Raw genomic sequence first — 19,063 nt, forward strand, 5'->3', positions numbered from 1 at the left:
TTGAACTTTGAACCATGATCGTTCCTTTCCGCGGTGAGGAAATCGAGCCTCCTCGCCGTTCCACCTGCGGGGTCTTTACCTTTCCTCTCCTACTGAGCAGGAGTGAAGTGCCTTCCGCTCCAATCCACTTAGCGTTTTAAAGGTTGTTATTTAGACAACACTCTTTGCGAAAAGGTTCCCAATAGATTGAGGGTTTTTATAAAAAAATCTAATCTTTTATCCCAAGCAAAGTCTTACGATATTCTCTCGGTGTTACATTACACATTTTTTTAAATACTTTGCTAAAATAATTTGGTTCATGATAGCCAACTTCTAATGTAATTTCCTTAATACTCTTTTCTGGATCCGCTAGCATTTTCTTCGCCTTTTCAATACGGCACTCTGTTAAAAAATCAATGTAGTTAATGCCTAGTTTTTCTTTAAACATTTTACTAATATAAATTGGACTTAACCCTACTTTAGTACTAAGTGTTTCTAGTGAAATATTCTGCTCAGAGTTTTCCATGATATATTGTTTAATTTGATGGATTGTATTCGCTTCCAAGTTTTTATAATGTTTATCATAAGAACCTTTTATATCCAGCAGTAGATTGGCAGTTTCAGAACGTAATTGACGGTAGTTTGGTGCTTGATAATTGTAGATGGGGGTTGTTGTCTCAATTCCCATTTCACTCATAATCGACCAGATTGACCACAGTGCTTCTAACACTAATTGTTGTACTTGTTGCATTTCTACGCCTTCCATCTCGTACGCTTGGATAAGATGGCTGATGTTCGATTTAATTTGGTCCCACTGTCCAAGCCGTACCCGGTCGGAAAAATCTTTCTTTAAATACTTCGCCTGTTTCAGACTTTCTGTTTCATTCAAAACAGGAACATCATGATAAAATCGGTATTTTACAGGAAGTGTAGTATTGCTAGAAGCAATGATTGCCTCCTGATATGATTGACGGATTTCCTCTAAGGATTTGCACTCATTACCTATACCAACGAACCAACCAGCTATCTGTTCCGTGTTTCCTACTGATAAAATGTCTCTTGCTAGTGAAATCGCTTGAGAGCGATAAGATTGGCCCTCGTCTCGAAATATAATAATTGGAAGCTGTCCATTGTAAAGGGCACCCATCCATCCGCTTCTCGTTTTCCTAACTTTCCCTTTAATCCGAGAGTAGTGATGTTCCATTCCTTCTGGTACAATCACGTTCATGACAAATACTTCACTCGCCCGGCGAATATCGAGCATCTCCATTAGCATATTTAAGTGAACTTCATGGACATGATCAAATAATAGTTGCGTGACAACATCTGTTTCAACGAGAGCTAACGTTCTTTGAAGCATTTCTCGTTGCATGTTACTTTCTGCTTGCAACTCCCTTTCGTCTTCTATATCCTTTAAAACCTTTCCAACCGTTGTTCTAATTTCACTCACCTTACTTGGTTTTAAAATATAATCTTTTGCCCCAAGTTTTAAGGCTGACTGCACATAATTAAACGTATCAAATGCTGTTACCATAATGAATTTAATATGAGGAAAATCTACTAGAATCTGCTCTACCGCTTCCAAGCCATTCATTCCAGGCATTTGTATGTCCATTAACACTAAATCTGGTCTAAAGCTTGCTGCTAATTCTACCGCCTTATTCCCGTTATTCGCTTGTTCGATGATTAGATCCGGGAATGCTCTATCGAAAATGGCTTTCATCCCTTCCCGTTCTATTTGTTCATCATCCACAATTAAGAGCTTAATCATGTTTCTCGCCTCTTTGTTTTGGAATTTTTAATAGGACGGCCGTGCCGCTACCTATTGTACTTTCAATCGAAATGACGTCTTCCCTCTCATAAAAAAGACGCAAACGCTTTACAACGTTACTAAAACCTATACCTGTTGAATGTCCTTCTGTTTGTACTTGACGTTCCATTAAAATCTGGGTAATCTTCTCCTCAGACATGCCATTTCCGTCATCTTTAATTAGAATCCTCACATATTCATTCATATCTATCACTCGGATAGTAATGACACCCCCATCAACATTAGGCTCTACTGCATGAATGACAGCATTCTCAATAATTGGCTGTAGGGTGAGCGCAGGAATAGCCACGTCTATACATGATTCATCAATATCTAACTGTAATTGAAGTCTATCCGTAAAACGTGCCTTTTGAATCTCCATATATTGATTCACAATCATTAATTCCTCCCGTAATGTAACGGAACGGTCAATTTGCTTTAAATTGTAACGCAAAAGGTCTGCCACACTAACGAGCAAATCACTAATTTCTTCCGACCCTTCTAAATATGCTTTTTTCGACAGTGTATTTAGTGTATTAAACAAGAAATGCGGGTTAATTTGACTTTGGAGACTGCGAAAATGACTTTCCTGCAGCAAAATTTTATTCTGCTGCAGCTCGTTTTCTAGCTTTGCCTTTTCCTTTGTTTGCTGAAATAAGTTATTAATATTTGTCCGCATATGATCAAACGTTTTAGCAAGAAAGGCAATTTCATCATTCGTTTTGACCGTTATTTCTTTATCAAATCTACCTTTCGATAATTCACTAGCAGCCTCTGTTAATTGCTGGACTGGCCTTGTGATGCTTAATGAGAACCAATAAGAAGCTAACAATAGTAATAAAGATGTTAATAGAATCATCCATATAGCAAGCTTCACTAATTCAATCGATTGCTCCATAATGCCACGATAGAATGGCTCATGTGTTTTAAGCTCCATATCGATTAACGTGAGCGTCATATCCGAAATATAGTTACTAATACGAGTTGTTTCCGCAAGGTCTTTTACCGCTGCCTCTGAATCTCGTTCAAGTCCTATTAATCGGTCAGTTGTTTCGATTAAACTATCCATTAAATTAATGTAATTTGTTAATGTAAAATTATTTTCTTCATTTCTTACATTAAACACTTCATATCTAGCAGACTCCATCATCTTTTTGCTATTCTCTAATCTCTGTAAGTTTTCTGGTGTAGACTGGATCATATAGTTATTTAAGTCTGTGATTACTTGATTACTAGACCTTGAAACATCATTTAATACTAAGTAACGGTTTAAAATGTCATTGTATTTTACTTGTGATTTATAATTGTAAAAGGTCAGCGTAAGCCAAATAATGGACATAATGACGATGACAACGGTTGTAAGCGTTAATATTTTTCTTTGAATACTAATCATTGCTGCTCGTCCTTCAATATACGAATATTGGTGAAGTAACCGTTAATATCAAGCGGCACTGTCTCCCCGTTTAGCCATTTAATAAGTTGTTGGACACTGACTTCGCCCATCTTTTCTGGGTCTTGCTCGATGACACCGTCAATTTTTCCTTCTTCTAAAAGCGGTAACGATTCTGGTCCATCATCAAAGGAATAAATAAAATAAGGATCAACCTGAGACCTTTTCCCTATTTCCTGAACCATTGGACCAACCATATTCGCATTTACGGCGATAAATGCATTCACATCTGGCATTTGATTTAACATATCTCTCATCGTAGAGATGACTTGATCTCTTGACTCAGATGTTTCCGCATATAGCGTCTTAATATCTGGGTATCTGTTTAATATGGCATTGATTCCCTTTAATCTCTCACTCTGGTAATATTCTTGCTGTTTGTCATAAATGAGCACCACATTCCCTTTTTCCCCCATATCATCCAACAACTGCCTTGCAATTAATTCACCAGCACGAAATTGATTGGAACCAACATATGTTCTTCTTAAACTTTCCTTCATTGGCACATCATTTGCTACCGTAATAATCGGGATACCATTAAACGAGGCCTTTACTTTTGTCAGCTCTTTAAACTCATCTGTACCTAGTCCTTGTACGATAATTCCATCCACTTTTGAATGGATAGCTAGTTCTAATTTTTTTAGAAATTCTTCTGAATTATTACTGTAGCTACCCCATATTTCGAGACTAGCTCCTTCTATTTCTGCCTGTCTCAATGCTCCACTACCAACCTTATTCCAAAACGTAGTGTCCATGTCTCTTGTGATGAAGACTAACCGGTATTGAGAGTCTGTTTGCTTTTTTGCTTTAGGTAAGGCTAAGTCGTTGCTAAAGACAATGTTGGCTGAGACAAAAATGAGATAACAAAGGGAGACAAATACGATTCCTAGTACGATATACATATATTTTTTCATGTACGCTTTCTCCCCCTTCTCTCTTAAACATTATTATATGTTCATTCACTTTGATTCTATCAGCCCAGCAACTAAACTGCATTATAATAATATAGGTAATTATGCAAAAAGGCTTTCCCAATTTTCTTGGTGAAAGCCCGCTTGCTGCCATACATAAGGATATAAGTGATCGTTAGTTTCCTTTTCTTCTTGTCATAACATCGAAGATTACGGCTAAGGCTAATACGCCACCTTTAATCATATATTGATAGGAAATTCCTACACCTAGTAAGTTCATCCCACTCGTTAAGGATGCCATTACGATGGCTCCGATGATGGCTCCTGTTACTTTACCTACCCCACCTGCTGCAGATACACCGCCAACGTACGCAGCTGCAATTGCATCAAGCTCGAATAGTGTACCAGCTGTTGTCGTTGCTGCTTGAAGACGAGAGGTAAATAGAATACCTGATAAAGCAGATAGTAAGCCCATTGAACCGAATACAATATACGTAATCTTGTTCACGTTAATCCCACTTAAATGTGCAGCTTCTGGATTACTACCGACTGCATAAATATGCCTTCCCAGTACTGTCTTCGTTGTGAAAAAATGATAGACAAGGACAACTAATAAGATAATAATCACTGTCCAAGAAAAACCGTTATAGCCAGCTAAAATCCACGTGATTGCAGCGATGATAGCCGACACGAACACAAGCTGTAAAATAAAAATCTGCTTTGAAACGACTTCGAAATTATACTTAATTTTATTTCGACGAGTAGAAACTGCACTATAATTGTAAAAAAGTATTCCAAGTCCACCAATTAATAAAGATAGTAAGTGTAATCCACTGATTTGCATAATAGAAGGAATGAATCCATTTCCAATTGCATTAAATGCATCATTTTCGACGATGATTGTCCCAGACTTTTCTGTTACTTGTAGAATCGCACCACGATAAATTAACCAACCAGCAAGTGTTGCAACAAAGGCAGGAATACCTACTTTTGCAACAAGTAAGCCTGTGAATAAACCAGCAATTGTTCCAAGTACTAAAATAATGGGAATTACGATATAAACAGGTAGCCCATACTGCATTAAAAGAATTGCTGCAATCGCCCCAAGGAACCCTGCTAAAAATCCGATCGATAAGTCAATATGTCGAATGACAATGACAAGCATAACACCGACAGCAAGAACCGCAATATAACCAGCAGAATCTAGTAAGTTACTAATATTACGAGAGGAAATAAATAAGCCATCTGTTAAAATAGTAAAGATTAGAAAGATGACAAATAAGGCAATGTACATCCCGTAATCACGAATATTTTTACTAATTAACGTTTTCACGTCATTAATTAAAGTCATTGGTTTAGCCTCCTATTGTGTTGCAAGTTGCATTATTTTTTCTTGATCGGCTTCTTCTATTGGTAATTCGCCTTTGATTTCACCTTCGGCCATGACATACACTCTGTCACTCATTCCCAATACTTCACCAAGCTCAGAAGAAATCATAATAATACTCATTCCCTCTTCAATCAGCTTGTTCATTACCGTATAAATTTCAAATTTTGCGCCCACATCAATACCACGAGTAGGTTCATCTAATATAAGGAGTTTAGGGCCGACAAACAGCCACTTACCTAGCGAAACTTTTTGTTGGTTACCGCCGCTTAATTTGCCAACAAGCTGTTCTAAAGATGCAGCTTTGATGTGTAATGAAGTTTTATATCCATCTGCTACTTTAATCTCTTCGTTGTCGTTGATTACTCCATTGATAGCAATTCCATGTAAATTGGCGGCAGAAATATTGCTTTTAATATCTTGCGTTAAAAACAACCCATCCCCCTTACGATCTTCCGTAACGTACGCGATACCAGCTTTAATTGCATCACTTGTATGTTTCAATACCTTTGGCATTCCATCCATCAGTAAGTCACCTTGCAATTTATACGATTTCGCATTACCAAAGATACTAAGGGCAAGTTCCGTTCGGCCAGAGCCCATTAAGCCTGCCAAACCAATAATTTCACCTTTTCTAACGTGTAGATTTGCATTTTTCACAACATGTCTACCAAGTTTTTGGTCGTAAGCAGACCAATTCTTTAACTCTAAGACCTTTTCTTCTGATATATTTTTAGCGCGTTTCGGATAAATATCTTGAATTTCGCGTCCAACCATATTTTTAATTATCGTATTTTCTGTTATTTCACCTTTTGCGGCATCCAGTGTTCCGATCGTTTGCCCATCACGAATTACGGTTGCATTATTAGATATCTTAATAACTTCCTTCAATTTATGAGAAATCATAATACAGGTAATCCCTTGTTTTCTGAGACCACCTAGTAAGTTTAATAAATTTTCACTGTCGTCCTCATTTAAAGCTGCAGTCGGTTCATCGAGAATGAGAAGCTTTACGTCTTTACTTAACGCTTTGGCAATTTCAATTAACTGACGTTTCCCTACTCCTAAGTCTTTAACGAGTGTCTCCGGGTTTACATCGAGGTTTACTTTTTCTAGAAGTTTTTTTGCTTCAACAATCGTTTCGTTCCAGTCAATTAAAGCTCCTTGCTTAATTTCATTGCCAGCAAATATATTTTCATAGACTGTGAGATCAGGAAACAAAGCTAACTCCTGGTAAATGATAACGATACCTGAATTCACACTATCGTTAATTTTATTAAATTGTTGTACCTTACCTTCGTAAACAATATCCCCTTCATAAGTTCCATAAGGATACACACCACTAAGTACTTTCATTAGAGTCGACTTTCCAGCCCCGTTCTCTCCAACTAGACAGTGAATTTCACCCTTCTTTACTTTAAAATTGACATTGTCGAGCGCCTTAACTCCTGTAAACTCCTTTGTAATCTGCTTCATCTCTAGAATATATTCGCTCATCCTGATTCCCTCCAAACAAAACAGCTATAATAATTGCGTGATAGTAATCTAAGTTGATTACTACCACGCAGCATTTATTTCTATTTTTATAGTCCAGTAAACTCACTAGCTTCATAGTATTTTGAATCAATTAGTTCTTGCTTAACGTTCTCTTGGTCTACAACAATTACGTCTGTTTGTTTTGCTTTTACATCCACTTTTCCATTGTTGTAAGTACCAGTTGTTTCAGGTGTTTTACCATCTAAAACCTCGATTGCCATACCAATTGCATCTGCAACTAGTGTACGAACATCTTTAAATACTGTCATAGATTGCTTGCCGTCAATGATGTATTGAATAGAAGCTTTCTCAGCATCTTGACCTGTTACTACGAAACTAGAAATGTCGGAATCACTTCCGAAAACATCTGCAATAGAACGAGCTGTTCCATCGTTTGGAGCTAAAATCGCTATATCACCTTTTAAGTCAGCACCTGCTGCTGTTAAGTGGGTTTGCGCTTTGTTAATCGCTTCGCTTGGATCCCAGTTAGTTGTAACCTGACCTAGAATTTTCCCTAACTCATCACGAGTAAGATCTTGCTTATCTTTTAATGCTTCTGCTTCACTAGAGTTAGCGATTACAAAAGTACCATCCGCAATTTTCGGTTGAAGAACTTTCCAAGCACCTTCAAAGAATAAATATGCGTTGTTATCAGAAGAAGCACCTGCATATAGGTATAAAGGAACGTTTGTACCTTGTGCACTATCAACTAAATATTGAGCTTGAGCAGCACCTACTGCTAAACTATCGAACGTTACATAATAATCAACTGCATCTGTTTCAGTAATTAAACGGTCATAAGAAATAACTGTTACTCCTTCTTTTTTCGCTGCTTCAACTGCAGAACCAGCTGCTGCACCATCGTGAGGAGCAATAATTAATACTTCAATTCCTTTATTAAGTAACGTTTCTACGTTTTCTTTTTCTTTCGCAGAAGAACCTTGGCTGAATAAAATTTCAGTCGTGTAATCAGACTCAGAGATTGCATCTTTAAAGCGTTGCTCATCTTGCACCCATCTTGGCTCATCTTTCGTTGGTAGAACAATACCTACACTCACTTTACTACTCCCACCAGTTGTACCACTACATGCTGCTAATATACCAATTAACACTGTAGCTAAGATTAAAACGGAAAATAATCTCCATACCTTTTTCACTAAATTTTCCCCCTTTGAATATGAAACTAATTTCTACATTTCCATCATATCGCTGTTTATTCATTTTGAAAGCGCTAACATAGGGTAATCTTTTACTATCTTCTATACTTTTTTTGCTTTTGTGAAAAAAAGTACTAGTCCAACCATCTCTAAAAGAATAAAGAATAAATGGTGTGGCGTACTTTGAACATTGTCCGTTCCTTTCCGCTGGAGTCAAGTGGCTTCCGCTACAAGTCACACTTTATATACACAAAAAGTAACAACCTTTTCTTAATGAGCCTTCTAGAGAAACAAAAAAAGCATGAGCTAGGTGAAATACCATGCTCATGCCTTTTATACCGCTTATAATATTCGTTGGAGATTCAACTAAGCCTGCCACCATTGTTGCTTCTTTTAACGTTCGTATAATTCCAAAGGTAGTCCATCTGGATCTGCAAAGAATGTAAATTTCTTTCCAGTCAATTCATCTATACGGATGGGTTCAACCTTGATACCTTGTTCCTCCAATTCCTTCACAGCCTCTTCAACATCTTTCACCTTGAAGGCTAAATGACGTAAGCCTTGTGCTTCTGGGAAACTTGGGCGAATTGGTGCGTTAGGGAAGGTAAACAGTTCAATCTGTATTCCTCCGGGGACTTGTAAGTCTAGTTTATAAGAATTGCGTTCCGCTCTATATGTTTCTTGTATTATCTTGAATCCTAGAATTTCTGTGTAAAAATGTTTTGATGTTTCGTAGTTAGAGCAGATGATTGCTATGTGGTGTATTCCTTCGATGTTCATTTACTTTTCTCCTTCTCTACTAGTCTATGAATGGAAGCAGGTAACCCTTATTGGGTGCCTGCTTCTTCTTTTAATGCTAACTACGTCACACACTCCACATGTCTAGAGTGTATTTGGCAACACATGGGTGCTGGTGAGTTAGGTTACCGAATACAACTTTACCTATGGAAGGTTTACTAAATACACAGAAAATAAATAAGTAAATATGTATAGTTGTACCATAACATTCAATACTGACCATTTAATATCAAATTAAGTCTATTAAATTGTTGAATAATTTGATTTAATAGAATTATAAACTGCCATGTTCATACTGTTTATGTTTATATAAATGGGGGAATTAATTTGGAAGAATTAAATCTATCAAATGAAGAAGCATATTCTTTAATTAAAATTCTAAAGGTATTTTTAAAAAAATATAACATTGATCTGCGACCTGGTAATAAAGGAATTTTAAATCTACAGTCATCAAATGGCGAATGGGAGTTTCTATTAGATTATTTTACCCCTTCCCATAGAGATGATAAGATTTCTATTCATCTTAGAGAAAAGGAAAACAATCTTTCTTTATTAAGAGTCAATATTGATCCAGTTGGCTTCCATAATAATGCCAACAATAAAATCTGCGGAAATCGTATGCTAATCTTTTCAAGTGATGAATGGTTAGAAAAAAATGATGGTAGTACTTATGTAAAAGCATTTACCCTACCCTCAGAGTTTTCTAACCCAGATAATATTGAGCAGGTATTTTTAGACTTTTTATTGTATATAAATGTTAAGAAGGAAAACAAAATTAACTTTCCATCATTATTTTGATAAAGGCGGTGAGAACCATGGCTTTAGATACAATTAAAGATTCTTACTTAAATTGGATAAAAAACAATACTACTTTTACTGAAGTCTTAAACAATTCAGTTGAATTATCATCTCCATATGTAGATTCTTTAAATGAAAATATTAAATTATATATTGAACCAAGCCAATCTAAATTCAAGATCACAGATGATGGTTACACTTTATGGAGTTTAGAAACAGCTGGTACTGCTATCAGGAAAGGTTCTTACCGCGAGAAAATGCTTTATAATGTTATAGATAGACATTGCATCTCTATCAATCCTTCAACAAATGAACTCTTTATATATTCTGATAAAGATTCTTTAGGTAGCTCTATTCACTCTTTAATCCAAGCTACCCTTACTATTTCAGATTTTTTAAAGCTAAATAAAAAAAGTATAAAAAACTTATTTATGGAAGAGGTAAGTAAGTTTTTTAGTGAAAATGAGGAAATTTTCGATCCTTTTCCTGATATAGAAATACAAGGAAAATCAAAATTATTGCATCGTTTTGACTATTTAATGACTGTTAAGAACAAACATAAAAAGTTAGTAAAATTGGTCAATCATTTAGACCAAGTCCAGTTAGAACGAATCTTATTAAGTTGGCAAGATACGAGTCAGCAAAGAACCACTAAATATAAGGAAAACTTAGGTATGGTTGCTCTAATAAATGATTCCCAAAAACCAATAGCTAGCAAGTTTGAAGAAGCTTTTTTACAGTATGGGATAGAAGCTATAGGCTTTACTAACAAAACAGAAGTTAAACGATCACTTTCATTAGTTGGATAAAAAACAACTCTAACGGGACAGATCAACAGGTTTTCTGTCCCCAGTTCCAATCACTTAACGATCCACTTTCCCTTAAAAGCTGGGACAAGGTCCAATGTCATCAATCTAAAATGTAAAAATATGCAAAATAATCAAAGAGTCATAAAATTGTTATAAAAAACCTCGAAAACCACTTGACTTTTAAAAAAGACCCCAATAATCGACTTGAATACCGGTTTTTGGTATATCTCGTACGAAGTGGGGTTTTTTTGTTGGAAAAAAGTAAGTTTCTAGGGGCGATTGAAGTATGCAGAAAAGTATTGTACGATTTCCATTTCATGTGCGATTCCCGCACGAAAGCAACCTACTTTACGCGTGAAGGGGGTAAACTGACTTTCCCAGAAATCATATTGTTTGTGCTAAATCTTGTATCGAAAAGTTTGCAGATTGAGTTGAATGACTTTTTTGTCCTTATTAAGAAAGAGGGGGAATCTATAAGTAAACAGGGATTTTCACAAGCGAGGAAAAAAATAAAACCAGAAGCGTTTAAGGAGTTATTTGACACCATTACGAAGTGGTTTTATCAGGCAAATAACTCCTATAATTTCATGGGCTTTCGGTTGTATGCTATTGATGCGTCTATCATATAAATAGCCAATTCCCAAAGACTGAGAGACACCTTCGGCGCATCAAAGGGCAATGGCAAAGAACTTGCCAGAGCTATGGTATCCACTATCTATGATATCGGAAATGATCTATTTGTAAAGGGGATAATTACAAAGTGCACAGATAGCGAGCGTACAGTAGCTATGGAATTAATTAATAGTTTCCTAGAACTGCGTTCTAACAATGATCTTTTTCTCTTTGACCGTGGGTATCCAGCAAAATATTTCTTTCACTATCTCTTGGAGAATAAATTGAATTTCGTTGTTAGAACGCCAGTTAACTTTTACCGTTCCATTATAAAAGAAAAGGTTTCGGATCAGATTTTTGAACTCGTTTATAAAGGCAAGGTAATGCATTTACGTGCGGTCCGCATCCCAATAGGATCTGGTGAAGAAGAACTACTTATCACGAATATATTTGACGAATCATTTGATATACCAACCTTTAAAGTGTTGTACTTCAAGCGCTGGTCCATTGAAATCAAATACGATGTGTTAAAAAACAAAATACAGATTGAAAAGTTCTCGGGGGCTACAAAACAGACGATTGAACAGGAATTTTATGCGGCTTTATTTATGACAAACATGGCTTCCTTACTCAAGAGTGAATCGGATGCGGTCATTGCCAAAGAACAGAAAGACAAAGTCTTAAAATACGAATACAAGACCAACAATAATATTTTAGTTGGTGTGCTAAAGGATAAACTTATTTCTTTAATCTTTGAACCAAGTCCAAGACGGAGAAAAAAGTTATATAAAGCCCTACTGAACGAAGTTCAGCGAAATCGAGTCCCGATAAGACCTGGAAGGCAATTTAAACGTTCCAGAGGGTTGAATGCGAATAAACACGGATTTGGACAACGATCAGCAATCTGACAAAGTGGAAAAATAAGACAGTAAGGGAAATGCCAAAAAAAATTAAAAGGCACTTCCTGGACATCCTATGGACTTTTTTAGTTATCTGAATATTTAAAATGGTGATTCCGACAATTTATGGTAATTACTGGATTATTAACTTAATGACATTGGGGCAAATCCCCCTTAAATTACTTGAAGCCACGCTTCCGCATTTATCACAAATATACAACTCTTCTGGCTTTAATACTTGCCACTTTTTATAATTAAGTTTTAATACCGTTCCTTCTCTTGGAAGAGGAGTTTCAGTAATATAGTCTTCTTTTGCCCAGAATGCTCTAAATAGTCTTCCAGCAAGAAGTTCTTTTAGTAAACTTCTAGCTCTAATAGAAGCATCTTCCTTTGAAAATCCTTTTGCTTTATATAGCTTTTGAATATAATCGAGTCTTCTATTGTTGAAATTCTCCTTCGGCAACCAACCTAAAATAGTATTGTTTAATGCACTTTTTTCAGATTCTAATTTAAAATATACTTCCTTATTTCTTGGTGCAAAGGTTGGATCATCTATTGAAACTAAATCTGGAAACGTAATCGCATTCATATCTCTCAAGGAATTCAACAATATTTTATATAGCTCCCATAACTCATCATTAGTTAAATCTATATCTGAATCAATTCCAAGAGCACTTATTTTCAGTTTTGACCAGTTATCTGGTTTAACAGGAACAAAAGAAATTAGACCCAATCCTTCTAGTCCAATTTGCCGCTCTGTGTTCATGAACTCCTTAATTAACACGGTTTGTATCTGTTTCTGTTTCTCAATATCATCTATTCCGGGTTCAAAGAGATTTTTGTGTTTTCCGTATTTCACAACAGCATTAACCAAACTATCTATTCGAATATCATCGTATGCTTGTAAATTCCCAAGTTGGTGAATTATTGCATTCCTCCATAGTATGTTGTTATATTTTGACTGTAAATATGATGCAAAAAAAGCAGCCTCTTGTCGGCTATCAGAAAAAACTAACAACTTCCTCCCTAATAATTCTTCATCTATTTCTTCGCTATCACCAAATAAATCATCTTCAATTACCTTTTGTTTATTTGGAGGAATACATTGATATAAAGACCTCGTTAATACTTCAGTTGCTGGGTCATCAGCAGTTCTAAATTGCTTAACAATGTTGTTTGAATGGTTCCCACACTTTATACATGTATTAACTGAGTACTCAGGCATCTTTATTTTAAGTACTCTTATATATTTTTCACTTGGATAATCACAACAATTAGTACTTCTCTTCTTACCTTCTGGTTCAATACGTCCACAAGCTGTACATAGGATATATTCATCACTATCTATTGAAATATCCACACCTTCAACAGTCGATTCATCACCATCTATCAAAGAGATATCTATATCATCTTCTGCTGAACTAAGCATATGGGAAACACGGGGACGGTCCTAGTGTTTGCTTCGTTTAGCGAAACGAAAGAAACATGAGGACCGTCCCCATGTTTAATGTTTAATATTTAGTTTTTAGAAGCAATAAATAGGGGCGGTTTTGTGCTTCATTAGCACAAAAACCGCCCCTTAGTTACTTTATGGAATCTGTAATTGTTGCCCCACCCATATATATTGAGTTGGGTCTAGGTTATTCTTCTCGATGATTGACTGTACGCTTATATTGAACTGGTTGGCAATTTTCCATAGTGTGTCGCCTGACTGTATCTTATAGGTTTGTCCTGCTTGGTCTGGGATTATTAATCGCTGTCCAACCAATATATAAGAACCTGGATCAAGCTTGTTTTCTTCTATAATTGATTGAACAGTTACTTTGTGTTGGCTAGCAATTTTCCATAAAGTATCTCCAGATTGCACCACATATGCTTGTTGTGGTTTTGGAACATTTATATTTTGCCCGACCCATAAATAACCATTTGGATTTAAATTGTTTAGTTCGACGATTTTTTGTACTGTCGTTTTAAACTCCATCGCAACTTTCCAAAGTGTATCACCTGGTTTCACGACATAAATCATTTGTTCCTCTTGAGGATCTGGATCTGGAGCTTGTGGTTGTTCAGGTTCAATTCCACCATCAGGTTCTGTATACTGTTCATCAGCTGGTGGTGCAAATACAAAGATTTTTTCCCAGTTTGCAGCTAGTAAATATTTATCTGTGATAAGAATGGGTTCTAATTTATAGACTCCATATTCTAGCGTGTGCTCGTGGTTACCAGTTTGAGAATTAAAAAATTTTAGCTTCCCTTCATTTTCGAGGACCAGTTGATTATTTGTTACCAGAATGGGACCCCTTGAGAATTTACTACCGTATTTATTATCCATAAAACTGGTTTTAAAATGAAAATTCCCCGTGTTTGGATCTATACCAACTATATTTCCTTCATCAGTCCGAGCAAAAACACTTTCATTATTTGCACTTAAGGTGTCATTTCTGATCGTGATAAAATACTCAGTCTCACTTATCGTTTTGTTAAATGCGTAAGCTCCATTGGTAGTGTGGAACGCTGCGATTTTATTTTGATACGCCAAATAAACCTTTTCATTTAAAATCATTGGGTCCCCAGTAATCGGGGTGTTTGTAGTCCATTGTATCTGTCCATTTTGTTTATTAAGCTTAAATAGATTATTCTCTCCTTGAGTACGGTTATGGGTTAAGAAAAATAATCCGTTAGGAGAGTTCGATAAGGCGCTTGATACTTCTGTTCCATTTGGTAAATTGTAAGACCATAAACTCTTCCCTGACTGGATATCAACCGCATGAATGGACGTTACAGTAGCTAAGTAAATAGTTGAATCATCAAAATTGACATAGTTGCCCCAAGAGTCGCTCTCCCATAAAATTGTTTTATCAAATCCATCATCTTTAAGGAGATAGGTTTTTCCGTATGTGACAACAGCTAAATTCCCATTCACAATAGCAATTGTACGGATATCCTTACCGTTTGGTGGGGTGAATTCCCATTTAACCGCCTTCGTATCAAGAGATACTGCTGTTACTTTCGAAGATGATTTTACCATAAACAGTGAATCTCCATTAACCAAAGGCCGCCCATAATTAGTTTTGTCAATTTCGTGTTTTAGAAAGAGCTCATTGGACATGTTGATTGGATTGAAGTTTGATAAAGAAGCTGCCCCTTGTCTGAGTGCCCAAGTATCATTCGCATGTGTAATACTTGAGGAAAAAAGGAGCATAAGTACGCTCACAATCATAACTAAAGTAGTCTTTTTAAACATTCTCTTTCCTCCTATATTTGTTCTACAATACTAGGATGAATTAAAATGCTTAGAAAATGTAAAAAGAACCAATTCCAAATAACACAAGGGATGCAAGGGGACGGGTTGCTGTCCCAGTTCCAATCACTTAACGATCCACTTTTACCTTAATAGGTGGGACAAGGTCGCTATCCCCTCGTCCAATATATAAAAACCAATAATCTTCACGAAAAGCGCTCTAGAAAAGCAAAAAAGCATAAGCCTGGTAATTTACCGTGCTCATGCTATGGATACAACTTATACTATTATTAGGGGGCAACTGAGCCTTGCACTAGTGTTGCTTCTTTTAACTCTTATACAATTCCAAAGGTAGTCCATCTGGATCTGAAAAGAAGGTAAATTTCTTCCCAGTCAATTCATCTATACGAATTGGTTCAACCTTGATACCTTGTTCCTCTAATTTCTTCACAGCCTCTTCTACATTTTTTACCTTGAAAGCTAAATGACGTAAGCCTTGTGCTTCCGGGCAACTTGGGCGAATTGGTGCGTAAGGGAAGGTAAACAGTTCAATCTGTATTCCTCCAGGAACTTGCAAATCTAGTTTATAAGAATTACGTTCTGCTCTATACGTTTCTTCTATTATCTTAAATCCTAAAATTTCTGTGTAAAAATGCTTTGATGTCTCGTAGTCAGAGCAAATGATTGCTATGTGGTGTACTCCCTCGATATTCATCTACTTCCCCCATTCCTGGCTCCTCTAATGAATAGAAGCAGGTAATCCTTTATTGGGTGCTTGTTTTTTCTTTTAATAATAAAACAGCGCCACGCAAAACACGTGTCCAGAGTGTACGTGGCAACACATTGGGTGCTGGTGGGTATAACTTATTTTATTTTTCCTAATTCGTCTATAAATGCCGGTCTTTTTTTATATAAGGCCAATAGTTCATCTATCAATTCCATTTGTTCTCGCTTACCTGCAATCTTTTTATATCTTGTTAATTTATGACATACACCTTGATAGTCCCTTCGATTGGATGAACTGCTTGCTGTAGATTTTATATATTTCTTATATATATTTATAACGTCCTCTTTAACATGTTTGGCTAGCTTCTCGGCGTAATCTTCTATATATCTAGGATTGTCCCTGACAAATTCCAACATTTCTTCTAGATCATTTTCTTCCTCTATCAACTTGAGGAATATACGACTGGTATGCCATCCTTTCCCTGTTTTTAGTTCTTGTTTTAGGTTTGTATATAATACCTCTTGATTTTCTGATGCTAATTCTTTTAGAACGTGATAATAAGTAAAGTCCCCATCAAATAATAATTCCTTTGCTAAGTTTCTTTGTTCTTCATTTAATTGAAGGTATTTGTAAGCTTCATGTCGGAATTTTTTCCATTTGGATATTAAACCTGGATATTGTTGATCCTGCTTTTCTCCTTCTTTAGCTAATTCTAAGACATTGTGGTAGTTTTTCTCTTGAAGGTACTTATTCAGTAACTTCTCTCTAAAGGATGAAAACTGAAGATGCTGGTGAATAAAATGTTCCGCTTCCTCTTGTGTACCATATTGCTCAATCAACCGAAACAATAGTTGAAGCATCCTTTCATTCCCATAGTGTGTATATCGATCGTTTGATTTTTTATCATACATGGACTCGATTTTAACCCTTAACTGTTCTCTAAGCGTTTCATCATCTGCAAATTCAAAACAAATATTTAGCAAATCAATCTTGTAATCCAACCAACCATCGAATACCTCGTTATCGATCTGATCTAATAGTTTCTCAAACATTGCTTTTCTTTGATGACCTATCTCTTTACACTTAATGGCAATTTCTCCTATTAATTCTAGTGTTTCGGTAACAAGGGAACCAATGTCTCCACCAGAATCATCTGCATATTGGAATGCATCCATTGCTTCCTCAAGTAATAGCAGTGCTATATCCAATGCTAAAAGTACATTTTCAGTACTTTTTGCCTTTTCGACTACATCTTCCAGCTCAATTACAAAATCCCTCGTATTTCGATACTTAATAAAGCCTTCTCTGCCTGTATATTTTCTAACAATCGAATTGATTAACTCTTGACATGCCTCAAGCTCCTGCTGATTGTCTCCTTTTGAGAATTTAACCATGAGGCTGTTTTCTAACGTAGCATTATTATGCGTGATATTTATGATAATATTTATCAATTCTTCTTTTGAAAGATTGTTTAAGACCTCTTGAATCGTCGATTGCTTATAAGTCTTGTTTCCTACCTTGTTGTCATTTACGGTAACTTGATTCAATATTTCATATAGTTGAAAATATGCTGCCACCTCGTGTTTACATACAGGTCCAAAATCATAGGGACAATCACACTCGGAATATAAAATGTCTCCATTATCCCTGATCTCAACCAACACTTCGTAGTCATCGGTTCCTTCAATATGAAAAAGATATTCGTTTTCGCCCTGTTTATAAGCTTTTACAACATTTCCTTCAATGTAGTAGATGTAGCCCCTGTCTAATATCGTTTTGTCTATATATCTTTTAAAATTAGTAATGTTCATTTCTAGTCCCTCACAATTAAGAAATTAATAATTTAGAAAAAAAAACAGGAACATGATCCTGTTTTAAATAGTACGAAATTAAATTACCTCTCTATGCACAAAGGAAGTCACTCCAAATGGTAAATTCCCCTCAGCAATTTGATCCAAATGCCACCACCACTCTTCTCGTGGATTTTTTGATGTAGTGAAATCATATACCTCGTTCATATGTTTCACCATCTTTTGTGCATTTTGAATTAATTGCAAGTCATACCTAGCCAACTCCAATTTTTCTTGAAAGGTTAATTCATCAAAAATCTTATGCAATTCACTTCTATCATGCAGCATTCGGATGCTTTCGAAAGGACTAGCTTCAAAATCATTTACATCTTGCCCATAATTTTCAACTTCCTGTTTATATCGGCTCATTCAAAAACCTCCCTCACCTTTCCTAAATAATTGTATCCATCTTCACTTTTTAGATAACTACTGGTGTTTTTTCTGAACATACAAGTTTCCATCACTTTGTCTTTACCAACGATGACCATCCATTTTCCATCATCAAAAACAATGTATTCCTGCATAAAGCCAATCAAATAGTAAAGATGAATTTCATTTTCTAGATTATTCATTATTTTTAATATTAGATTATCATAATCCCTTAGATCCCAATCTTCAGGTATTTCATTTCTTCTTTTGCGTTTTACCAAATGGTATTCACCGCTATGGAACGAATCGTTACTTTTCCAAACAGGTCCAGTCACATTATAAGAGTCAATAATTCTTCTAATTTCTTTCTTTGTCAAAGAATCCAATTCTACTCCCCCTTATTTTACTCCAACTCCTTTTAAAATCATAATCATAAAATTATTTATTGGAGTAAAGGCAAATATCAACTCGAAATTTACCTGCGATAAAAGATATCACAAAAAATGGTTCTATAAATTACTCAAAATTCCTTCCCAAGGATAGAAAAAGACATCGAATTTTCAATAATCGATGTCATAAAAAAATCATGTCTCATTACTCAACTTTCGCAGAGTGAAATTGGCAAATAAGCCTTGATATAACTAGGAAGGCCCTCAATCCATTGCTGAAGTTACTCCGGACAAGGTACCTGTCCCCTCGTCCCTGCATTTTGCACTCCAAAAGAGTACCG

Annotated in this window: 17 protein-coding genes; 4 read left to right on the forward strand and 13 right to left on the reverse strand. The window is 35.9% G+C overall.

Going from position 1 to position 19,063, the window contains the following annotated elements:
• Positions 1-208: 208 nt before the first annotated feature.
• From PY093_RS16385 to gloA2 (PY093_RS16415), 7 genes are all read right to left on the reverse strand, one after another.
• Positions 209-1,750, reverse strand: a complete 1,542-nt coding sequence (locus PY093_RS16385) for a response regulator (RefSeq protein WP_275646930.1) — start codon at positions 1,748-1,750, stop codon at positions 209-211.
• Positions 1,743-3,182 carry a sensor histidine kinase gene (locus PY093_RS16390; RefSeq protein ID WP_275646931.1) on the reverse strand — a complete coding sequence of 480 codons (1,440 nt, stop codon included), beginning with the start codon at positions 3,180-3,182 and terminating at the stop codon, positions 1,743-1,745. Before PY093_RS16390 ends, PY093_RS16385 begins: the two co-directional genes overlap by 8 nt.
• Positions 3,179-4,153 carry a sugar ABC transporter substrate-binding protein gene (locus tag PY093_RS16395; RefSeq protein WP_275646932.1) on the reverse strand — a complete coding sequence of 325 codons (975 nt, stop codon included), beginning with the start codon at positions 4,151-4,153 and terminating at the stop codon, positions 3,179-3,181. The genes PY093_RS16390 and PY093_RS16395 overlap by 4 nt, the downstream gene beginning before the upstream one ends.
• Before the next feature lie 172 nt (positions 4,154-4,325).
• Entirely contained in the window at positions 4,326-5,501 is a 1,176-nt protein-coding gene (locus tag PY093_RS16400) for a sugar ABC transporter permease (RefSeq protein ID WP_275646933.1), read from the reverse strand.
• A gap of 12 nt (positions 5,502-5,513) precedes the next feature.
• Positions 5,514-7,034 (reverse strand): ATP-binding cassette domain-containing protein, encoded by a 1,521-nt coding sequence (locus PY093_RS16405; protein ID WP_275646934.1) that lies wholly within the window; start codon positions 7,032-7,034, stop codon positions 5,514-5,516.
• Positions 7,035-7,120: 86 nt separating this feature from the next.
• Positions 7,121-8,230, reverse strand: a complete 1,110-nt coding sequence (locus PY093_RS16410; RefSeq protein WP_275646935.1) for a sugar ABC transporter substrate-binding protein — start codon at positions 8,228-8,230, stop codon at positions 7,121-7,123.
• Positions 8,231-8,623: 393 nt separating this feature from the next.
• Positions 8,624-9,010: an SMU1112c/YaeR family gloxylase I-like metalloprotein gene (gloA2, locus tag PY093_RS16415; RefSeq protein WP_275646936.1), complete on the reverse strand. Its 387-nt coding sequence runs from the start codon at positions 9,008-9,010 to the stop codon at positions 8,624-8,626.
• 345 nt (positions 9,011-9,355) lie between these two features.
• On the opposite strand from gloA2 (PY093_RS16415), the gene PY093_RS16420 reads away from it, so the two are divergent.
• The 4 genes from PY093_RS16420 (at position 9,356) to PY093_RS16435 (ending at position 12,155) form a co-directional block, all read left to right on the forward strand.
• Entirely contained in the window at positions 9,356-9,826 is a 471-nt protein-coding gene (locus tag PY093_RS16420) for a DUF6978 family protein (RefSeq protein ID WP_275646937.1), read from the forward strand.
• 17 nt (positions 9,827-9,843) lie between these two features.
• The gene (locus PY093_RS16425) at positions 9,844-10,635 is read left to right on the forward strand and encodes a DUF1829 domain-containing protein (RefSeq protein ID WP_275646938.1); all 792 of its coding nucleotides are present in this window, start codon (positions 9,844-9,846) and stop codon (positions 10,633-10,635) included.
• 251 nt (positions 10,636-10,886) lie between these two features.
• Positions 10,887-11,264: a hypothetical protein gene (locus PY093_RS16430; protein ID WP_275646939.1), complete on the forward strand. Its 378-nt coding sequence runs from the start codon at positions 10,887-10,889 to the stop codon at positions 11,262-11,264.
• A 72-nt stretch (positions 11,265-11,336) separates the two neighbouring features.
• Entirely contained in the window at positions 11,337-12,155 is an 819-nt protein-coding gene (locus tag PY093_RS16435) for a transposase (protein ID WP_275646940.1), read from the forward strand.
• A 124-nt stretch (positions 12,156-12,279) separates the two neighbouring features.
• Here PY093_RS16435 and PY093_RS16440 read toward each other — a convergent pair whose 3' ends face one another.
• From PY093_RS16440 to PY093_RS16465, 6 genes are all read right to left on the reverse strand, one after another.
• Positions 12,280-13,575 carry a hypothetical protein gene (locus tag PY093_RS16440; RefSeq protein WP_275646941.1) on the reverse strand — a complete coding sequence of 432 codons (1,296 nt, stop codon included), beginning with the start codon at positions 13,573-13,575 and terminating at the stop codon, positions 12,280-12,282.
• 159 nt (positions 13,576-13,734) lie between these two features.
• Positions 13,735-15,390 carry a LysM peptidoglycan-binding domain-containing protein gene (locus tag PY093_RS16445; protein ID WP_275646942.1) on the reverse strand — a complete coding sequence of 552 codons (1,656 nt, stop codon included), beginning with the start codon at positions 15,388-15,390 and terminating at the stop codon, positions 13,735-13,737.
• A gap of 325 nt (positions 15,391-15,715) precedes the next feature.
• A complete protein-coding gene (gene gloA2, locus PY093_RS16450; protein WP_275646943.1) occupies positions 15,716-16,102 on the reverse strand; it encodes an SMU1112c/YaeR family gloxylase I-like metalloprotein in 387 nt (128 codons plus the stop codon).
• 149 nt (positions 16,103-16,251) lie between these two features.
• Positions 16,252-17,925 carry an SWIM zinc finger family protein gene (locus PY093_RS16455; RefSeq protein ID WP_275646944.1) on the reverse strand — a complete coding sequence of 558 codons (1,674 nt, stop codon included), beginning with the start codon at positions 17,923-17,925 and terminating at the stop codon, positions 16,252-16,254.
• A gap of 78 nt (positions 17,926-18,003) precedes the next feature.
• The gene (locus PY093_RS16460) at positions 18,004-18,333 is read right to left on the reverse strand and encodes a hypothetical protein (RefSeq protein WP_275646945.1); all 330 of its coding nucleotides are present in this window, start codon (positions 18,331-18,333) and stop codon (positions 18,004-18,006) included.
• Entirely contained in the window at positions 18,330-18,719 is a 390-nt protein-coding gene (locus PY093_RS16465) for a hypothetical protein (protein WP_275646946.1), read from the reverse strand. The genes PY093_RS16460 and PY093_RS16465 overlap by 4 nt, the downstream gene beginning before the upstream one ends.
• Positions 18,720-19,063 lie beyond the last annotated feature (344 nt).

This window comes from Cytobacillus sp. S13-E01, assembly GCF_029193815.1.
GTDB lineage: Bacteria > Bacillota > Bacilli > Bacillales > Bacillaceae_L > Bacillus_BV.

Excerpts from the sequence above, each read along its gene's own strand:
- PY093_RS16385 (WP_275646930.1), bottom strand. The coding sequence starts at position 1,750 with ATGATTAAGCTCTTAATTGTGGATGATGAACAAATAGAACGGGAAGGG.
- PY093_RS16390 (WP_275646931.1), bottom strand. The coding sequence starts at position 3,182 with ATGATTAGTATTCAAAGAAAAATATTAACGCTTACAACCGTTGTCATC.
- PY093_RS16395 (WP_275646932.1), bottom strand. The coding sequence starts at position 4,153 with ATGAAAAAATATATGTATATCGTACTAGGAATCGTATTTGTCTCCCTT.
- PY093_RS16400 (WP_275646933.1), bottom strand. The coding sequence starts at position 5,501 with ATGACTTTAATTAATGACGTGAAAACGTTAATTAGTAAAAATATTCGT.
- PY093_RS16405 (WP_275646934.1), bottom strand. The coding sequence starts at position 7,034 with ATGAGCGAATATATTCTAGAGATGAAGCAGATTACAAAGGAGTTTACA.
- gloA2 (WP_275646936.1), bottom strand. The coding sequence starts at position 9,010 with ATGAACATCGAAGGAATACACCACATAGCAATCATCTGCTCTAACTAC.
- PY093_RS16425 (WP_275646938.1), top strand. The coding sequence starts at position 9,844 with ATGGCTTTAGATACAATTAAAGATTCTTACTTAAATTGGATAAAAAAC.
- PY093_RS16435 (WP_275646940.1), top strand. The coding sequence starts at position 11,337 with ATGGTATCCACTATCTATGATATCGGAAATGATCTATTTGTAAAGGGG.
- PY093_RS16440 (WP_275646941.1), bottom strand. The coding sequence starts at position 13,575 with ATGCTTAGTTCAGCAGAAGATGATATAGATATCTCTTTGATAGATGGT.
- PY093_RS16445 (WP_275646942.1), bottom strand. The coding sequence starts at position 15,390 with ATGTTTAAAAAGACTACTTTAGTTATGATTGTGAGCGTACTTATGCTC.
- gloA2 (WP_275646943.1), bottom strand. The coding sequence starts at position 16,102 with ATGAATATCGAGGGAGTACACCACATAGCAATCATTTGCTCTGACTAC.
- PY093_RS16455 (WP_275646944.1), bottom strand. The coding sequence starts at position 17,925 with ATGAACATTACTAATTTTAAAAGATATATAGACAAAACGATATTAGAC.
- PY093_RS16460 (WP_275646945.1), bottom strand. The coding sequence starts at position 18,333 with ATGAGCCGATATAAACAGGAAGTTGAAAATTATGGGCAAGATGTAAAT.